We start from the raw sequence: 18,358 nt of genomic DNA, 5'->3' as shown, positions 1-18,358 counted from the left end.
CTGGCGTTTCACTCCTTTCGATCACCGCGGATCGCCCGCTTCGGGACCTTGGTCCCGAGTACCGGTGTCTTTACGCGGTAAGCGCGGTCCGTCGTCTGACGAAGACTGAGATTGCGGGATCACCGCGGATCGAAATGAGGAGGTACGAACCGTGGGCGAGCTGGAAGCGACGATCGGCCTGCTGGTGCAGAACGCGCAGAGGGCTTTGAACGCCTACGCCGACTTCACCCAGGAACAGATCGACTACATCGTCGGGAAAGCATCGGTGGCCGCGCTCGACAAGCACGGCGAACTGGCCAGGCTGGCGGTCGAGGAGACCGGACGCGGGGTCTTCGAGGACAAGGCCGTCAAGAACATCTTCGCCTGTGAGCACGTCACGAACAGCATGGCCGGGATGAAGACGGTCGGCGTGATCCACCGCGACGACGTCAATGGCATCACCGAGATCGCCGACCCGGTCGGTGTGGTCTGCGCGGTCACCCCGGTCACCAATCCGACCTCCACCACGATCTTCAAGGCGTTGCTGGCGCTGAAGACCCGTAACCCGATTGTCTTCGCCTTCCACCCGAACGCCCAGCAGTGCAGCTCGGCCGCGGCCCGGGTGGTGCGCGACGCGGCGATCGCGGCCGGCGCCCCGGCGAACTGCGTCCAGTGGATCGAGCAGCCCTCACTCGATGCGACCGCCGCTCTGATGAACCACCCGGGTGTCGCCACGATCCTGGCCACCGGCGGGAACGCGATGGTCCGGGCCGCCTACTCGACCGGCAAGCCGGCGCTCGGTGTCGGCGCCGGCAACGTTCCAGCGTACGTCCACCCGTCCGCCGATGTGGTCCGCGCCGCTCACGACATCGTGCTCTCGAAGACGTTCGACAACGGCATGATCTGCGCCTCCGAGCAGGCCGTCATCCTGGACCGGAAGATCGCGTCCCAGGCGCTGAAGGAGTTCAAGCGCCTGCACGCCTACGTGGTGACGGCCAAGGAGAAGAAGCTCCTGCAGGACTTCATCTTCCCGCCGGACGGCGAGGGCAAGGACTGCGTGGGCGAGAAGCTCAATGCCGCGGTGGTCGGCCAGTCGCCGGCCTGGATCGCCGAGCAGGCCGGTTTCAGCGTGCCCGAGGACACCTCGATCCTGCTGGCCGAGATCGGCGAGGTCGGCCCGGCCGAGCCGCTGAGCCGGGAGAAGCTCTGCCCGGTTCTTGCCGTCATCAAGGCCGACGACGAGGAGCAGGGCATCCGGTACGCCGAGCAGATGGTGGAATTCCACGGTCTCGGCCACAGCGCGGTCGTGCACGCCAGGGACGCCGAGCTCTCCGAGCGCTTCGGCAAGCGGATGAAGGCGGTCCGGATCATCTGGAACGCGCCGGCCTCGCAGGGTGGCATCGGCGACATCTACAACGGGTTCCGGCCGTCCCTCACGCTGGGGTGCGGCAGTTACGGGCACACCTCGGTGTCCGACAACGTGTCGGCCCTCAACCTGCTCAACATCAAGCGCATCGGCCGTAGGACGAACAACATGCAGTGGTTCAAGGTGCCCGCGAAGATGTACTTCGAGCCGCACGCCATCCGCTACTTCCGGGACATGCCGGGCGTCAAGCGGGTCACCATCGTCACCGACCACACCATGACCAAGCTCGGGTACGTGGACAGGATCAGCAACGTGCTGCGCGAGCGCCCGGAGCCGGTGACCATCCAGATCATCGACGGGGTGGAGCCGGAGCCCAGCATCGAGACGGTGCGTGGTGGCGCCGAGCTGATGCGCTCGTTCGGCCCGGACACCATCATCGCGCTCGGCGGTGGTTCGCCGATGGACGCCGCGAAGGTGATGTGGCTGCTCTACGAGCACCCGGACGTCGACTTCGCGGACATGAAGGAGAAGTTCTTCGACGTACGCAAACGCGCCTTCAAATTCCCGACGCTGGGCAACCTGGCACAGCTGGTCTGCGTGCCGACGACGTCGGGCACCGGCGCCGAGGTCACCCCGTTCGCGGTGATCACCGACACGGCGACCGGTCAGAAGTACCCGCTGGCCGACTACGCGCTCACCCCGAGCGTGGCGATCATCGACCCGCACCTGACCAAGGACCTGCCGCCGGTGGTTACCGCGGACAGTGGCTTCGACGCGCTGACCCACGCCACCGAGGCGTACGTCTCGGTCTACGCGAGCGACTTCACCGACGGCCTGGCCCTCCACGCGATCAAGCTGATCTTCGAGAACCTGGAACGGGCGGTGAAACAGGGCGCCGACGACCCGATCGCCAGGGAGAAGATGCACAACGCCGGGACGATCGCCGGTATGTCGTTCGGCAACGCGTTCCTCGGCATCGTGCACGCCATGGCACACACCCTGGGGGCCACCTTCCACGTGGCGCACGGCCGGACCAACGCGATTCTGCTGCCGCACGTGATCCGGCACAACGGCACCGTTCCGGCGAAGCTGAACAGCTGGCCGAAGTACGAGCGGTACATCGCGCCGGAGCGGTTCCAGGAGATCGCACGGCATCTGGGCCTGCCCGCCGAGACCCCCGAGCAGGGCGTCGAATCGTACGCCCAGGCTGTGGAGAAATTGAGGGAGGCGGCCGGGATCCCGTCGTCGTTCAAGGGCGCCGGCGTGGAGGAGCAGGAGTTCATCGAGGCACTGCCGCAGCAGGCGATGAACGCCTACCTCGACCAGTGCGCGCCGGCCAACCCGCGGATGCCGATGCTCGAGGACATGAAGCGGATCATGAGGAACGCCTACTACGGGTCGTAACCCGCGGACCAGGTGATTCGTTCGACAGTCGAGGGGGAGCCCTGTCCCGGGCTCCCCCTCGATGCATCTGCGTCTATGATCCTCTGTGGATTGATCAATCTATTTCCACGGGGGAAATCATGACCAGATCACTTCTCGGGCGTCTCGCCCTGGCCGCGGCCACCGGACTGCTCGCCGCCGGATCGCTCGCCGCGCCCGCGGCCGCGTCCGGCACCGGCGTCCTGGAGGGCACCTTCACCACAGTCACCGGCGCACCGGTCGCGGATTCCATGATCAGTGTGTGGGTCGGCGACGGCAGCGACGTCTGGACCCATCTGTGGACGGACACCACCGGCCACTACGAAGTCAGCCTGCCGAGCGGCGGGTACCTTCTCGCGTTCGACGTCCACACCGGCGGCCAGTGGTCGCCCCGCACGCTCGACAGGGCCGAGGCACAGGTCTACACGGTCGTCGAGGGCGAGACCCTGACCGTCGACGAGCAGCAGCTGTAGCGAGAGCTACACGACGACAGGGCCGGCCGAGAACCGGCCCTGTCGTCGTTCTCAGATGTCGCGCAGCCGCTGCGCCGCGGCCTCCGGGACGATGTCGTTGACGAAGGCGCCCATCGCCGACTCCGACCCGGCCAGGTACTTCAGCTTGTCCGCGGCGCGGCGGATGCTGAACAGCTGCAGATGCAGGTAGCCCAGCTCGCGGCCCTCACCGACGACCGCCTGGTGCCAGGCCGAGATGTACGGCATCGGCTTGCCGAACAGCCCGTCGAAGCGGCGCAGCACATCGAGGTAGAGCGGGCCGAACGCGTCGCGTTCCGCGTCGGACAGCGCGGGCAGGTCGGGCACCTGCCGGTGCGGCGCCACGTGGACCTCGAACGGCCAGCGGGCGGCGGCCGGCACATACGCCGTCCAGTGCTCGTTGGCGGCGATCACCCGTACCTTCGCCTCCTGCTCGGCCGCGAGGACGTCGGCGTAGAGGTTGCGCCCACCGGTCTTCTCGGCGTGCCGCGCGGCGGCGCGCAGGTAGGCCGCCGTCTTCGGCGTCACTGTCGGGTACGCGTAGATCTGCCCGTGCGGGTGGTGCAGCGTCACGCCGATCTCGACGCCCCGGTTCTCGAACGGGAAGACCTGCGCGACACCGGGCAGGCCGGAGAGTTCCGCGGTGCGGTCGGCAAGTGCATCGACGACGGTACGCACACGCGACGGCGGAAGTGAGCCGAAGGCGGCGTCGTGATCGCTGGTGAAGCAGACGACCTCGCACCGGCCGAGGCCCGGTCGCACCGGCACCAGGTCGGTGACCTGGGTGATCTCGTCCGGCACGATCCGGTCGCTGAACGACGGGAACTGGTTCTCGAAGACCACGACGTCGTAGCCGGGCGCCGGGATCTCGCTGGCGAACCGCTCGCTGGTCGGGCAGAGCGGGCACGCGTCCGACGGCGGCAGGAACGTGCGGGTGTTGCGGTGGGCGGCGACCGCGATCCACTCGTCGGTCAGCGGGTCGTGGCGCAGCTGGGAGGCCGGCGGTGGCGGCGGCAGCTGCCGGGTGTCGGGGAAGCCCGCGCGGCCGCTACCCGGGGATTCGTCGAAATAGATCAGCTCACGGCCGTCGGAGAGACGGACAGCCGACCGGGTCGGGGTCACTGCGAGTTCACCACCACGAGTTCAGGAACGGTTTCCGAGAGGAGTTCGCGCGCGTCGTCGTCCAGCCCGTCATCGGTGATCAGGACGTGGGCGCGGGACAGCGGCACGATCGAGGAGATGCCGACGGTGCCCCACTTGGTGTGGTCGGCGAGCACGACGAGACGCTCGGCCGCCTCCACCAGGGCCCGGTTGACGTCGGCCTCCATCAGATTCGGCGTGGTGTAACCGGCCCGCTCACTCATCCCGTGCACCCCGAGGAAGAGCATGTCCAGGTGCAACGTGCCGATGGCGGCGACCGCCACGGGGCCGACGAGGGCATCGGAGGGTGTACGGGTACCGCCGGTCAGCACCACGGTCTGGTCGGCCCGTCCGCCCCGGTAGAACACGTCGGCGACCGGTATCGAGTTCGTCACCACGGTCAGCGCCGGGACGTCGACGAGGCGCTGGGCCAGCTCGGCGGTGGTGGTGCCGGCTGAGAGCGCGATGGCGTCGCCGGGCGAGACCAGGGCCGCGGCGCGCATCGCGATGGCCGCCTTCTCCCCGCGCTCGCGCACCGACTTGGCGGTGAAACCCGGCTCGTGCGCCGATCCGGGACTGACGGTGGTCGCGCCGCCATGTACCTTCGCCAGCAGGCCGCGTTCGGCGAGCGCCTCCAGATCGCGGCGGATGGTCATGTCGGAGACGGCGAACTCGGTGGCGAGCTCGGTGACCCGGACACCTCCGGCGGCACGGACCCGGTCGAGGATCGCGGCCTGTCTCTGCTGTGCCAGCATCAGCTGTGCCGGTCCAGGTCGATGAGCCGGCCCAAGTCGTTATACCGCACTAATTCGAACACATCCGAACGGTACCCTGTGATCGGGTCGGTTTGAAAGGGTGAGTTCAGATACCCCGGCCGCGTTTGTGCAGCGCTGAAAGAACGTTCTCCACCTTCACGGCCCCCGTCATCGCCGCCAGCGCGATCGCGGTGCGCGGTTCGCGCCAGTTCGCCCGAACCGCCTCCCGGGTGTAACGCCAGGCCGCGCTCCGGTTGCCGGACGCCGCCGACCAGCACGCGAGCTGGCCGTAGACCCGGGCCGCGCCCGGCCGGCAGCCGCTGATCTCCGGGTGCCGCTGCATCATCCAGCGCAGCGACGAGATCTTGGTGGCGTACTCGTACGCGTAGTGCGAGGTCCGTCCCCAGAGCACCCGGACCAGTGGCTCGTCCAGATGAACGATCGGCGCGCGGCGGGCCGCCCTGAGCAGAAGATCCCAATCCTCGTTCTGACTACCGGGCGCGTCCTCGGCGACCAGGCCGATCCGCTCCGGGTCCAGCGCCTCCCGGCGGATCAGGAACGACGAGGAGTGCAGCATCGACATCCGGGAACGGGCCAGGTCGGCGACGGTCACCCGGGGGCGCCCGGCCAGTCTCGGGGTGCAGCGGCCCTCGTACTCGACCTCGATCGCGCACGTGGCGAACTCGGCCTCCGGCTCGGCCAGCAGCGCGGCGACCTGGCGGCGCAGCTTGTCGGGAAGCCACTGGTCGTCGTCGTCGCAGAACGCCATCAGTTCGGTGTCGAGCGCGAGCAGGCCGGTGTTGCGCGCGCCGGCCAGGCCTGAGGACCGCCAGTTGGTGAGCACCAGCACCGGCACGCCGTCAGTCGAGGCGAGCAGGTAGTCGGGCTCGGTCTGGTCGTAGACCACCACGACCTTCAGTTCACCCGGGTAACGCTGCTCGCGTACCGCGGCGATCGCCCGGCGGACCAGTTCCGGGCGGTTCCGGGTGGGGATGACGACCCCGACGGACGGCCAGTTCATCACGCCTCCGATGCGATGTTGAGCGGGTCCGATGTGACGTTGAGCGGGTCCGGTGCGATGTTGAGCGGGTCCGGTGGGTTGTTGAGCGCGTCCGATGTGACGTTGAGCGGGTCCGGTGGGTTGTTGAGCGCGTCCGATGGGACGTTGAGCGGGTCCGATGTGACGTAGAGCGGTTCCGGAGCGACGTTGAGCGGATAGCCGTACGCCCGGAGCATCGGCCCGCAGACCGCGCCGACCAGCCGGCGTTGTGCGCTGGGCAGGGCCCGGACCCAGGCGTCGTCGCGGCGCAGCGGTAGCCGGCCGACCGTGAAGCGCATAGGGTTGCCGGCCGCGCTGTGCCCGACACGCAGGTCGGCGTGCCCGTTGCGGAGGAACTCGAGATCCTCGGGGTGCAGCTTGACGCCCGCGAAGTCGGCGAGCCGGATGAGGCCGACCCGCGGGTCTGTGAGGAACTCCTCGTAGCGGATCCGCCGGACCGGCACGCCGCACCGGGCGAGCAGGCCGAAGGCGGCGTTGTGCGCGTTCCAGAGCAATGCCGAGCGGCCGGGGGAGTAGCGGGTCATCTCGTCGGTGCCGTCGGTCTCCGGGCGGGTGACCTTCTTGGTCCACGAGTACGCCACGCCGCGGGCGTCCCGCACCACGTGCACGACCCGGAGGTCGATGTCGTCGGCCCAGCGCAGCACGTGGGCGAGGGCCGAGTGCTTGGAGGAGTCGATCACCACCCGGGCGCCGGCCACCTCGGCGGCCGCGGCGTAGACCCGGGCGTAGTAGGAGGCGTATTCACGCACCTCGGCCGGTGCGGAACCGGCGGTGGCGAGGCGGGGGATGTGCCGGGTCCGTTCGACCGTGTCGCGCAGGGCGTGCACCCGGTCCACATCGACGTTCGTCCAGCCGTTGAAGGCCAGGTCACCGACCCGGCGCCAGAAGGTGCAGCCGGAGAACCGCGAGCCGCAGCCGCATCGCTCGTCGTCGCGGACATCGCGTTGCCACAGGTGGACGACCTCGCCGAGCGCGCACATCCCGGGGAGCTCACCGAGCAGGCGTTCGACGAGCGTTGTTCCACTTCGTCCTAATCCACCCAGAAAAAGCACTTGTGCCACTTTGGCTCGCCTTCGCTCGTTTCGCTCTGGTAACGAGTGAAGCAGGCAGAAGGAGGCGTTAGGTGACTATCGAGGCTTTCGACCGTGTAGACCTGGATGGGACCGGTATCGACCGCATCACCGAGGACGAGGTCGTGGCCGTGGTCCGGGAGTCGCTGGCCTATGGCCGGGGTGGCCGGATCATCACCCCCAACGTCGACATCCTGCGCCGGGCCTCCGCCGACCCCTCGGTCCGGCGGCACCTCGACGACGCCGATCTGATCGTCGCCGACGGCATGCCGCTGATCTGGGCCAGCCGTCTCGGGGGTGCGCCGCTGCCCGAGCGGGTTGCCGGCAGCAGCCTGATCTGGTCGCTCTCGGAGGGTCTCGGCCGCGACGCCCGCTCCATCTTCGTGATCGGCGGAACCCCGATCGCGAGCGGCGCGTTGAAGGGGGCCAAGAGCGCTGCGATCCGGACGGCCGAAGCCGGACGCGGCACGGTCAGGACGGCCGGGACCAAGAGTGCCGCGGCCGGGATCAAGAGCGCGACGGCCGGGGTCGGAGGCGCCGCGGCCGGGGTCGGAGGCGCCACGGCCGGGGTCGGAGGTGGCGCGGCCGGGCGGAGCGGCGGCACGGTGAAGGTGGGTGGGGTCAAGGGCATCCGGGACGGTGCGATGAGGGCCGCCACCCGGCTGGCCAGAGAATGTCCCGGACTGCGGATCGCGGGCACGCTCAGTCCGCCGTTCGGCTTCGAGGAGGACGAGGGCGCATACGGTGCCCTCTGCGACGAGGTCGTCGCCGCCGAACCGGACATGGTCTTCGTGGGGCTCGGCTTCCCCAAGCAGGAGTTGGTCATCGAGCGTCTGCGGCCCTATCTGCCCGGCGCATGGTTCGTCGGTTGCGGTGCCGCCGTCAACTTCGTCGCCGGCGACATCGAGCGGGCCCCACGCTGGATGCAGCGCACCGGCCTGGAATGGGCGCACCGCCTCGGCGTCGAGCCCCGTCGCCTGGCCGGGCGCTACCTGCGGCACGACGCCCCATACGCCCTGCGCCTGCTGGCCCGCGCCCGCCGCCGCTGAAGCGGGGCCGGCTCAAGGCTGACCGCCCTCACCGCCGAAGCCACCTGGGCCGCCGAAGTCGCCCGAGTCGCCGGAGTCACCGAAGCCGCCGAAGCCACCTGGGCCGCCGAAGTCGCCCGAGTCGCCGGAGTCACCGAAGCCGCCGAAGCCACCTGGGCCGCCGAAGTCGCCCGAGTCGCCGGAGTCACCGAAGCCGCCGAAGCCACCTGGGCCGCCGAAGTCGCCCGAGTCGCCGGAGTCACCGAAGCCGCCGAAGCCACCTGGGCCGCCGAAGTCGCCCGAGTCGCCGGAGTCACCGAAGCCGCCGAAGCCACCTGGGCCGCCGGAGCTGCTGGAGTCACCCGGGCCCCCGGAGTCCCTAAAGCCGGAGCCGCCAAAGCCGGAGCCGCCAAAGCTGGAGCCGGAACTGCCGCGGGCGCGGGTCCGCCGCGATCGAGGGCCCGGGACGCCGCGGAACGTCGTGCACCGCAGACCGGTCCGCACGAGCATCGCCCCGATGGTCGGCTGCGGGTAGTCGCCCGAGTCGTAGCCGCTCTGCCACGGGAACCGATCCTTCGGGTCGGGCCAGGTGAGCTGCAGCAGCCGGACCCGCCCGTCCCCGTAACGCATCAGCGCCGCGCCAGGGAACAGCACCTCGGAGATCTCGCCGCCGACCACCCGCACGTCCTGCCCCTCGAGCAGCCCGCGGATCCGGTGCCCGTGCCGCAGCAGCAGCCCCTCGTCACAGACCCGCCCGGCCATCTCGTTGAGCAGCACGTGCCCGGTCTCCGGTGGCAGCCCGGCGATGACCAGCTCGGGAAAGCCGTACCCGGTCAGGCCGACCGTGTAGGCGAACGGAACCGTGTCGGGAGGGTCGTCCTCGGTCGGGACCACGTGCACGACGGCCCAGCCGAACTTTTCGATGATCTCGCTCTGCTCGTCGAAGAAGTCGTCGAGGTAGGACATCGTGACACCCCCGTTGGGCTCCGCCTGGCTGACTGAGCTCACTATGGAACACACGTACGACAATTTTCGGAGCCTGGCTAACCGTACGATCGTACTGTTAAAGTTTTGGCATGGGGTTTCGAATCGATGACCTGCACCATGTGCAACTGCTGATCCCGCCGGGCGGGGAAGGTGCGGCCCGGGCCTTCTACAGCGGTGTGCTCGGCATGGCCGAGATCGTCAAGCCGCCGGTGCTGGCCGCCCGTGGTGGCTGCTGGTTCCGCGCGGGCGGCTGGGAGGTGCACCTGTCGCCGGTCCCCGACTTCGTCCCGGCTCGCAAGTCGCACCCCGGCGTGCTGATCAGCGACCTCGACGCGCTGGCGGCCACGCTCGAGGCCGCCGGCCACCCGGTCGTGTGGGATCCCCACTTCCCGGGCCACCGGCGGCTCTACTCGGCCGACGGCCATGGCAACCGCCTGGAGTTCCTCGAGCGCCTCAGCGGCTGACGGCCGAAAGCTGAAGAGCCGGCTCAGCGCCTGACGGCGAAAGCTGAAGAGCCGGCTCAGCGCCTGACGGCCGAAAGTTGAAGAGCCGGCTCAGCGCCTGACGGCGAAAGTTGAAGAGCCGGCTCAGCGGTTGAAGTACGGGTCCTTGACCAGCCGCTGGAAGGCCCGGAACGCACGCTTGTCGCCGGTCAGCTGGAACTGCTGATTGGGCCCGTTGCCCTCCGGGTCCGACTCGAAGTAGGCGACCGCCTTGATCTGCTTGTTCGCCTTGAAGGTCCGCTCGGCGTCCTTGATCCAGGCGGCCCGCGACTCCGAACCCCACGCCTTGGCCACGCCGAACTCGCCGATCACGATCGGTTTCGGTCGCTGCGCGGCCCACTCCAGGAACGGTCCCATCAGCTGCCCGATCGGCTTGAACTCGAACCCGGCGTAGACGTCCACGCAGGTCCAGTCGACCTGGTCGTCGCCGGGGTAGAACGCCGGAGCGTCGCCACGGATGAAGCCCTCGGCGGTGGGACACCACACCCAGGACACGTTCTCGGTCTTCTCCTGCTGGAAGATCTTGCGGACGTACCGCCAGGCGGCGATGTAGTCCTCGCCGGACCACATGGTGGCCTGCAGGTTGGGCCGGTCCATCTCCCAGCGCATCCGCAGCAGCACCGGCTTCTTGATCTTCCGGATCGCGACCGCCTGCTTACGGATCAGATCGTCATGCTCACCGGCCAGGATGGACCGGTTGTCGCCGGTCGCCCAACTGATCATCAGGGACGCGCCGTCGGCCAGGAACGCCTCGTCCGAGGGCGTGCCCATCATCTGCTCGAACCGGCGGTACGTGTTGATGAAGTCGAGCTTGCGGTCCATCGACTGTTCCAGCGCCGCGACCGCGGTGAGCCGTCCCACATGGGTCAGCTCCTCGGGCTTGATCCAGGCGCCGAAGAGCGCACCGCGCTTGGGCGGCTGGTACGGCCCCGCCTCGAACGGTCCCGGGTTGATCGCCACCGCGCGCGGTGGAGCGGACAGGTCGGGCGACGGCTGCGGTGCCGGTTCGTCGCGGTCGTTCGACCAGCAGCCGGCCAGAAGAAGCGCCGCGAGGAGCGCCGGCAGGAACCTACGCATGGACGCGCCGGGCGGTGTAGAGGACGTTCACCGCGTACCCGTCGCTGCCGGGCAGCCTGCGGGCCGCCGCGTCGGCGATCCGCGCCACCCGGCTGTCGTGCAGCGACGGGGTGAGCATCGAGAAACCGCGCCGCTCCACGATTTCGAAACCGTGCCGGGCCAGCAGCTTCTCGACCTGCTCGTGGGAGAGCTCGGCGAACCAGCGCTCGCCGTCGTGCCGTCGTGCCCGCAGGTGCCGCACCGAGCCGGCGTTGCCGTGGTTCTCCACCACGAGCACCCCGGATCCGCGGTGCGGCAGCACCTTGGCGGCGAACGCGAGCGCCCGGTCGCGGATGCTGTCGTCCACGTTGAGCAGAAGCCGGAAGATCGTGACGACGGCCGGGAAGCCGGCGGCCACCGGCTGCGGCACGGGACCCTCCCCGGCCACCCGGTGCCAGTACGCGCGGGATCCGACCTCGGCCGCCTTCGCCATCATCTCGGCCGACGTGTCGTATCCGTGAGCCTCCCGGACCAGGCCGTGCAGCGCGCGGATCGCCCGTCCGGTGCCGCAGGCGAAGTCGTGGTGCACCGGCGGGTTCTCGGTGAACTCGCGGCGCACCAGGGACCGCAGGTACTCCCGTTGCCGGTCGTTGATCCGCGACGCGTAGCTGTCCGGGGCGTACGTCACGGTCTCGTACTTCTCGACCGCCTCGGTGTCCTGGAACACCTCGGTGTAATCGCTGGTCAAGACTTCCTCCTAAATGCGCCGAGCGTCAGCGGTCCGCGCAGCAGCCAGACGCCGGCGGCATAGGCCGGGACGGCGACCACCAGCGCGGCCGGAAAAACAACGACAAATCCGAAACAGGCCACCGCCAGCAGCGCACCCAGCAGGGTGCCGCGTCCGAATGGGTGCAGGCGGGTGCTCCGGTAGACCTGCGCCAGCGGCAGCAGGTTGTTCACCACCATCGCCCCGGCCAGCCCGATCGCGGCGCCGAGCGCGCCCCACCGCGGGATCAGCAGCACGTCCAGCCCGATCGTGACGACCAGGGCGGTCAGCACGTTGCCGAGGTTCGCCGAGGTGCGGCCGGCCATCGCCAGCACCATGTCGACCATCCCGCATCCGGTCGCCAGCAGCATCGCGGCGGCCAGCACCAGCACCACCGGCGCCCCGGCGGCGTAGCCCTCGCCGAACAGGGCCAGATAGCGCGGCGCGAACGCGATCACCAGCAGGCAGATCGGCCAGGTCACCAGCACCAGCCAGCCTGTCGCGGTCTGGTAGAGCCGCTTGGCGGCCGCATGGTCGCCGGTGCTGAGCGCCTCGGCGAGCCGCGGCTGCACCGACTGCGACAGGCCCTGGTTGGCGAACTGGATCAGCACCACGAACCGGCCGCCCACCGCGTAGACCGCGGCCGGCGCCAGTCCGCCCAGAGCTGCCACGAGCAGCACGTCCACCCGCTGCAGCGCCAGCTGGGCGACCGCGGCGACCGCCCTCGGGGCGGTGAAGACCCAGAAATCCCGGCTCACCCGCCGTCGTTCGCTCCGGGTGGTCGCGGAGGGATCCAACCCGGTGCGGTACGCCCTCCGCGTCGCGAAGGCGGCGAGCACCACGACGGGCAGGTACGGGGCGGCCCAGGCCAGCGCGAACACCGGCAGGGAGGCCGTGGCCCACATCGCGGCGACCCCGGCCGCGCCGACCGCCAGCAGCTGCAGCCCGCTGCGCAGCACCCGGTCCAGCAGCACGGTCGGCCGCATACTCCGGTAGCCACGGGTCACCGTGAGCAGCACGTCGGTCAGCGCCTGCAACGGGACGAAGACGGCAAGCACCCGGAGGCCGGTGGTGTGCCGGCCGATCACGTGCGGCGACTCACCGGCCGTCAGCTGGGCGATCCACGGCGCGGCCAGCCACATTACGACCGCCAGCACCAGCGAGAACACCACCACCGGAGGGATACCGGCACGCAGGCAGGCGCCCAGCAGACGGTCCTGTCCGGTGGCACGCAGCCGGGCCGGCCAGTAGACCAGCCCGGTAGCGGTGCCCAGCTTCGCCAAGCCGCCGACCAGCACGAACGCGGCCGTCGCGGCGAAGAAGGCACCCGCCTCCTCCGGTCCGAGCGCTCGCGCCACGATCCAGGTGACCGCGATCCCGGTGCCGCCGGCCAGCACCGAACCGGCCATGTTGGCCAGTCCGCCGCGGGCCGCACCCCGGGTCTCGCGAGCCGGGTCCAGCGGTGCAGCAGTCGCCGTCACCCGCGGCGCCACACCGGGGTGTGCCCCAGCCAGCCGGCCAGCGCCTCGTCGTGCGGCCGGTAGTACTCGCTCAGGTCACGACGCAGCCCGGGGTCCATCTCCGCCTGCCGCGGACGGGCGTTGTGCCGTTCGAACGCCGGGTGGTCGAGTCCCACGGGCAGCCCGAGGAACCCGCACACCTCGTCGTACACGGCCTCCGGCTCGCTGAAGAACCGCTCGCTCTCCACCACGTGGATCCGCTCGCGGCCGACATGCTGGGCCATCACGCTCAGGTATCGGGCGTATTCGCCACGGGCCCGGTACGCGTGATGCTGGTGGGCGAAGCTGTAATAGGTGGGGTCGAGCGCGAGCCGTTCCTCCTGGCGGTGCAGCCGGGCCGGCTCCAGGGTCAGCGCCGCCCCGAAGTCCTGCTCCGACTCGTAGGCACGGGCCACCTCGTGGTGGTGCTGCGAGTAGGCGCGTTCCACCGGGTCACGGACCAGGACCACGAGTTTGGCGTACGGAAGATCGCGCGCGATCCGGGCGGCGGCCTGCGGGTGGTACATGTAGTACGGACTCGACTCGAACGTCTGCGCGCGGACCCCGTACTTCTCGCCGATCCGTTCCGCGCTGCGCAGCGTCGGGAAGTGACCGCGATACCAGCCCGCACCCCGGTCGTACGACGTGTCGAAGTAGTGCACGCCCTTGTGCAGCACCGCCTTGAGCACCACCGGATGTGCCGCAAGCGCGCGGTACAGCGAGGTGGTGCCGCAGCGCTGCCCGCCGCAGATCAGGAAAGACGGCAGCATCCGGCTCTCTGCGGTGAGCCGTCCGTACGAGCGCGAGCCCAGGTGCACGACCCGCTTCACCGGGGCCGGCAGATTGCGTACACGCATGATCTAGAGCTCCTCCACACGCCGGATCAGCACCGGCAGCAGCCAGGTCCCGAGCACGCCGAGCCGGGCGCCGGCCTCGGCCTGTTTGTCGGTCAGGTAACGGACCGCGAGGTCGACCAGGTAGAGCAGGGCGGTGATCTCGCGGGCCACCGGCGCCACCCCGAACGGGGCGAGCAGCTCGTCGGCCCGGTGCACGGTCGCCTCGACCGCGGCCCGGGCGTCACCGGTGGACTGGATACGTTTCTGCAGCTCGTGGTGGATGGCGTCGAAGCCGAGCGGCACACCGGTGGCGAACCGCTCCCAGTCCCAGACGAGCAGCGTGTCGGCGAGGTTCGCCATGTTCCAGGGGGCCCAGTCGCCGTGCCACGCGCCGTACCGCAGCGTGGTCTCCCCGCTGTGCGCGGCCAGCACGTCCACGGCGGCGGCCAGCCCGGCGCCCTCCGGCCGGTCGGCGACCGCGGCCAGCCGGGACTTCAGCTCGTGCCAGTACCCGCTGCCGGTCAGCGGCCCGGTGGTGTGCCCGCAGCAGCCGGCGATGTCGAGCATCGCGGCGGTGAGCCGGCGCTGGGTCAGCGGCGCGCGGGGCAGCCAGACCGGCAGCGCCGACTGGACCAGCACCTGCATGTTCCGCCACTGGCCGGCGTGCAGCACCCGGGGAACGGTCAGCTTGCGCAGGCCGCTGTTCGCGAGCGCGATCAGGGCCGCGGTCTCGGCCTTGACCAGGCTGCGGGTCAGCGGGCCGGTTCCGATCTTGCCGAAGGCGAACGTGTCGCCATCGGGGCTGAGCAGCTGGAGCACCGGCTTGCGGTTGGCCCGGGCCGGACCGATGTGGATGCTCACCGCGAGGTCGCGGCGCAGGGCGTCACTCAGGTAGCCGTCGATGCCGGCCGACACCGGGCCGGTCACGCGGATCCGGTCGCGGAACAGCAAGCCGGTGGCGCGGGTGCGCACGGCCGCCACCACGGCGTCCCGTTTGAGCCGGGCCATCCGGGACTGCGGTTCGGCGTACCTGCGTACCGCCGCGGCGGCGACCGCGGGCGAGAGCGTCGGCACCAGCAGGCGTGGCCGGTGCGCGTTCGGGACCACGAGGTACTCGGTCACGAGCGGGCCGGCTGTGCCGTCGGTCCGGCACGGCCGTGGATAGAGCAGTGCGAGCACCTCGGTCAGGTACTGGGTCCGGAGGGCGGCGTCTCCGGCGGTCAGTTCCGCGGGGGCGGTCTTAACCGGGCTCAAGTGTTCTCCCCATCTGTCCAGTTGCGCCAGAGCAGCGCATATGCCAGAACCATGAAGGCCAGAGGGGTGACCAGCGAGTTGTACCAGAGCATCGCGGAGAACGACGTCACGAGCGCCGCGCTGCCGGCGATGCCGATGGGGCTCCGGTCGCGGCGGAACCGCCACAGGCCGTACGCGAAGAAGCCCAGATAGCCCACGGTGCCGGCCGCACCGTGCGCATAGATCAACTGCCAGAGCTGCCCGTTGCCGCCGACCGTGAAGTTGCCGCAGCGCTCACAGCCCGCGCTCTCGCCCACGGTGATCGAGTTGCGCCCGCCGAGGGTGTTGCGGGTGCCGCCGTATCCGATCACCGGTGAGCTGGTGAATCCGTCGAGCGCCTTGTCGATCAGGAACGAGCGGACGCCGTTGGACTTGCCGTTGTCGAGCCGGGCCTCCACCGTGTCGCCGAGCGGCGTGGCGATCATGGCCAGCGTCAGACCGCCCGCCATCATCGGCAGCAACGCGAGGATCCAGAGCCGGCCGGCCATCACGTAGCGGAACGCCACGTAGAGCACCAGCAGGCCGACACCGATCCACAGCCCGCGGTTCAGCGAGGCGACCGCCGGGACCACCGAGACGGCCAGGCAGAGCACGGCCAGGAACTTCTTTCCGGAACTGCGGCTCCACCAGGCGGCCACCACGAGCCACGGTGCGAGCAGGCAGAAGTTGTTGCCCCAGGTGTTGGTGTAGCCCCACGGGGCGGCCGGGCGCGGTTTGGCGTCGCCGACGATGTCCATGATCTGCGCGGCGTACGGATGCACGAGCGACCGCACGAAGCCCTTGTTGCGAACTCCGGACGGCAGCAGCCACTCGATCGGCGCGGTGAACTCGAAGTTCCCGGCCACCATGCCGAGCAGCCCGCCCGCCACGGTCAGCACGAACATGCCGCCGAGCAGCCGTACGAGCCGGCGGCGGGACAGTTCCGCCTCGGTCAGGTTGCCGGCGTAGATCAGCAGGACGGTCAGCGAGACGTACATCGAAAGCTTGTAGACCACGGCGACCAGCCGGTCGCTCGCGCGTTCGGCGACCGTGCCCGCCGGGTCCGCGCCCAGCGCCGCGATGCTGGCCACGACCGCGATCAGGAAGATCGCCCACCAGGCGAAGCCCGGTGGCAGCCGCAGTGCCCGTCCGGCCGCACGCCGCCGGATCAGCAGGAACAGCATCACCGCGGCCGCCATCGGGAAGATCAGCACGCCCAGGCCGAGCGCCCACCAGAGCGGGTAGAACAGCAGGACGCCGGCGACCGGCCAGGCGGGCAGCGCCCGGTTCTTGGTGGTTCGCGGTGCGGGCTCGGCGTGCGCCACCGCCGCGACCGCGGTCACTTGTCGTCGCCGTCCGCGGTGCCGGCGCTGGTGAGGTCGATGACCGCGGTGGCGTCGCCGCCGTCCTGACCGCCCGGACGCTGCCTGCCGGCGAACGAGAGCTGCTGGGTCGGGCCCTCGCCCGCGGCCGCGCCGTCCGCGTCCGCGTCATCCTCGATCGGGGCGGGCAGGGTGATCGCGGGCACGATCGGATCGGCCGGGCGCATCTCGGCGAGCCGCGGCAGCACCACGGCGCCGAGCAGGCGCGTGCCGACCCGCTGCAGCTGCTCGGTGGCGTCGACCAGGGCCGGCCGCCGGGACCGGCGCAGCTCGACCGCGAGGATCGCCGCGTCGGCGAGGCTGGCCAGGCTCTGCGCGTCCGCGCTGCTGCTGGTCGACGGCGCCTCGATGACCACGTATCCACCCTGCTGGCGCAGCGTCTGCAGGGTGTCCTTGAGTCGCTGCGACTGCATCAGCCCGGCCGCGGTGGCCGCACCGCCGGTGGTGACCACGCGCAGCGAAGGGATACGCGGGGTGCGCTGCAGGGCGCGGGTCAGGCTCACCCGTCCGGCCAGCAGGTCGGAGAGGCCGGGCATCGCCGAGACCCCGAACATCCGGGCCAGCGGCGCCGCGTCGATGACGCTGTCCGGCAGGTGGGCGCCGATCAGGACGACATCACTTCCGGTACGGGCCAGCGCCGCCGCCAGGTTCGCAGCGACCAGCGTGCTCGCCGAGCCGCGGCTGGTGCCGGTGACCACGATGATCCGGTCGTCGTCGCGCAGTGCCGCGAGCACCTCGTTGCGCAGCCGGTTGAACACCCGCCCGCCCGGCCCGTACGGCTGCAGCACGTCGTCGAAGTGCGGGGTGCTGCGTTCGTCCAGCGCGGCCAGCACCGCAACCCGGCCCCGGTCGCGGACGTCGTTCGGGGTGACGAGCCGCCGGTCGAAGCGTTCCCGCAGGTAGGCCAGTCCGAGCCCGAGCAACAGGCCGAGCATGCCGCCGGTGCCGATGTTGAGCCACGCGTTCGGGCTGGTCGGTTCCTCGGGCAGTCGGGAGTCGCTGATGATGCTGCCGCCACCGACCATCGTGGTGGTCAGCTCGTTGAGGCGTCCGGTCAGCGAGTTGAGCTGGTTCTGCGAGTTGTTGCGCAGGCTCTGCAGGTTGCTCTCGGTGGAGCTGCCCTTGGCCGCGACGGCCAGTTTCGCGTTGATCCCGGTCAGGACCGTGGTCAGCTGCCGGACCTTGAGGTTGAGCGAGCGGATCCGCTTGTCCAGCTGGGCACGGGCGGTCTCCTCTCGGTTGCGCAGGTACGCCTCGGCGAACGCGTGCGAACCGGCCTGCGCCTCCCGCGGATCGTCCGCCTTGAAGGTGATCACCAGGACGGTGGTGTTCGCCGGCACCTGTACCGACACCGACTTGGCCAGTTCGATCGGCGACACGTCGCTGCGCAGCAGGGTGGCCGCCTTGACCGCGACCGCCCCGGAGCCGACCAGCTGGGCCTCGGTGTCCAGGTTGACGGTGCCCTTGGTCCGGCCACCCTCGGCGTTGGTGTCCTGGCCGACCGATTCGACGAGCACCGAGGCGGACGACTCGTAGACCTTCGGCATGGCCTGGGTCAGGACCGCGCCGCCACCCAGGCCGGCACCCGTGGCCACCAGGGCGATCCACCAGTGCCGGCGGAACGCACCGAGGTAGTGCGAGAGATCGGACGAGGGGCGGGACGGTTCCATCAGTCTTCGGCGACCTTCCGGGAAAGGTGTGTCGGTTTGGGCGTTTCGCCCCAGAGGGCTAACGTCCCGAACCCGC

General features: G+C 70.2%; 16 protein-coding genes. 4 read left to right on the top strand and 12 right to left on the bottom strand.

Going from position 1 to position 18,358, the window contains the following annotated elements; all coding sequences use genetic code 11:
* Positions 1-151 precede the first annotated feature (151 nt).
* Together adhE and CLV67_RS51665 are read left to right on the top strand one after the other, a co-directional pair.
* Positions 152-2,749: a bifunctional acetaldehyde-CoA/alcohol dehydrogenase gene (gene adhE, locus CLV67_RS02510; protein WP_106315467.1), complete on the top strand. Its 2,598-nt coding sequence runs from the start codon at positions 152-154 to the stop codon at positions 2,747-2,749.
* A gap of 119 nt (positions 2,750-2,868) precedes the next feature.
* Positions 2,869-3,240, top strand: a complete 372-nt coding sequence (locus CLV67_RS51665; protein ID WP_170153727.1) for a hypothetical protein — start codon at positions 2,869-2,871, stop codon at positions 3,238-3,240.
* Positions 3,241-3,291: 51 nt separating this feature from the next.
* On the opposite strand, the gene galT is transcribed toward CLV67_RS51665, so the two are convergent.
* From galT to CLV67_RS02485, 4 genes are all read right to left on the bottom strand, one after another.
* Positions 3,292-4,380, bottom strand: coding sequence for a galactose-1-phosphate uridylyltransferase (galT, locus tag CLV67_RS02500; protein ID WP_106315466.1), 1,089 nt, complete (start codon positions 4,378-4,380; stop codon positions 3,292-3,294).
* Positions 4,377-5,153, bottom strand: coding sequence for a DeoR/GlpR family DNA-binding transcription regulator (locus CLV67_RS02495; protein WP_106315465.1), 777 nt, complete (start codon positions 5,151-5,153; stop codon positions 4,377-4,379). Before CLV67_RS02495 ends, galT begins: the two co-directional genes overlap by 4 nt.
* A gap of 106 nt (positions 5,154-5,259) precedes the next feature.
* A complete protein-coding gene (locus CLV67_RS02490; protein WP_106315464.1) occupies positions 5,260-6,174 on the bottom strand; it encodes a glycosyltransferase family 2 protein in 915 nt (304 codons plus the stop codon).
* Positions 6,174-7,265: a sulfotransferase gene (locus CLV67_RS02485; protein ID WP_239166131.1), complete on the bottom strand. Its 1,092-nt coding sequence runs from the start codon at positions 7,263-7,265 to the stop codon at positions 6,174-6,176. Before CLV67_RS02485 ends, CLV67_RS02490 begins: the two co-directional genes overlap by 1 nt.
* 71 nt (positions 7,266-7,336) lie before the next feature.
* On the opposite strand from CLV67_RS02485, the gene CLV67_RS53095 reads away from it, so the two are divergent.
* The gene (locus tag CLV67_RS53095) at positions 7,337-8,332 is read left to right on the top strand and encodes a WecB/TagA/CpsF family glycosyltransferase (protein WP_239166132.1); all 996 of its coding nucleotides are present in this window, start codon (positions 7,337-7,339) and stop codon (positions 8,330-8,332) included.
* A gap of 12 nt (positions 8,333-8,344) precedes the next feature.
* Here the strand turns inward: CLV67_RS53095 and CLV67_RS53090 are convergent, their stop codons facing one another.
* Positions 8,345-9,277: a DUF4262 domain-containing protein gene (locus CLV67_RS53090; RefSeq protein ID WP_249037931.1), complete on the bottom strand. Its 933-nt coding sequence runs from the start codon at positions 9,275-9,277 to the stop codon at positions 8,345-8,347.
* Between the two features lie 110 nt (positions 9,278-9,387).
* Here CLV67_RS53090 and CLV67_RS02460 point away from each other — a divergent pair, with 110 nt between their 5' ends.
* The gene (locus tag CLV67_RS02460) at positions 9,388-9,762 is read left to right on the top strand and encodes a VOC family protein (RefSeq protein ID WP_106315462.1); all 375 of its coding nucleotides are present in this window, start codon (positions 9,388-9,390) and stop codon (positions 9,760-9,762) included.
* 123 nt (positions 9,763-9,885) lie between these two features.
* Here CLV67_RS02460 and CLV67_RS02455 read toward each other — a convergent pair whose 3' ends face one another.
* From CLV67_RS02455 to CLV67_RS02425, 7 genes are read right to left on the bottom strand one after another with little or no spacing between them, the layout of a single operon-like run.
* Complete coding sequence (locus tag CLV67_RS02455) at positions 9,886-10,878, bottom strand: glycosyl hydrolase (protein ID WP_106315461.1); 993 nt, start codon at positions 10,876-10,878, stop codon at positions 9,886-9,888.
* Positions 10,871-11,605 (bottom strand): methyltransferase domain-containing protein, encoded by a 735-nt coding sequence (locus CLV67_RS02450; RefSeq protein ID WP_106315460.1) that lies wholly within the window; start codon positions 11,603-11,605, stop codon positions 10,871-10,873. The genes CLV67_RS02455 and CLV67_RS02450 overlap by 8 nt, the downstream gene beginning before the upstream one ends.
* On the bottom strand, positions 11,602-13,104 hold the full coding sequence (locus CLV67_RS02445; RefSeq protein ID WP_239166134.1) for a lipopolysaccharide biosynthesis protein: 1,503 nt from the start codon (positions 13,102-13,104) through the stop codon (positions 11,602-11,604). Before CLV67_RS02445 ends, CLV67_RS02450 begins: the two co-directional genes overlap by 4 nt.
* The gene (locus CLV67_RS02440) at positions 13,101-13,979 is read right to left on the bottom strand and encodes a sulfotransferase (RefSeq protein ID WP_106315459.1); all 879 of its coding nucleotides are present in this window, start codon (positions 13,977-13,979) and stop codon (positions 13,101-13,103) included. Before CLV67_RS02440 ends, CLV67_RS02445 begins: the two co-directional genes overlap by 4 nt.
* A 3-nt stretch (positions 13,980-13,982) precedes the next feature.
* Positions 13,983-15,212, bottom strand: a complete 1,230-nt coding sequence (locus CLV67_RS02435) for a hypothetical protein (RefSeq protein ID WP_106315458.1) — start codon at positions 15,210-15,212, stop codon at positions 13,983-13,985.
* Positions 15,209-16,573, bottom strand: coding sequence for a hypothetical protein (locus CLV67_RS02430; RefSeq protein ID WP_106315457.1), 1,365 nt, complete (start codon positions 16,571-16,573; stop codon positions 15,209-15,211). Before CLV67_RS02430 ends, CLV67_RS02435 begins: the two co-directional genes overlap by 4 nt.
* On the bottom strand, positions 16,570-18,282 hold the full coding sequence (locus CLV67_RS02425; RefSeq protein ID WP_106315456.1) for a Wzz/FepE/Etk N-terminal domain-containing protein: 1,713 nt from the start codon (positions 18,280-18,282) through the stop codon (positions 16,570-16,572). The genes CLV67_RS02430 and CLV67_RS02425 overlap by 4 nt, the downstream gene beginning before the upstream one ends.
* Between the last annotated feature and the right edge of the window lie 76 nt (positions 18,283-18,358).

This window comes from Actinoplanes italicus, assembly GCF_003001815.1.
In the GTDB taxonomy this organism is placed as follows: Bacteria; Actinomycetota; Actinomycetes; order Mycobacteriales; family Micromonosporaceae; genus Actinoplanes; species Actinoplanes italicus.
Note: the sequence above shows the minus strand (reverse complement) of the source record. Positions and strands in the feature narration are given on the sequence as shown.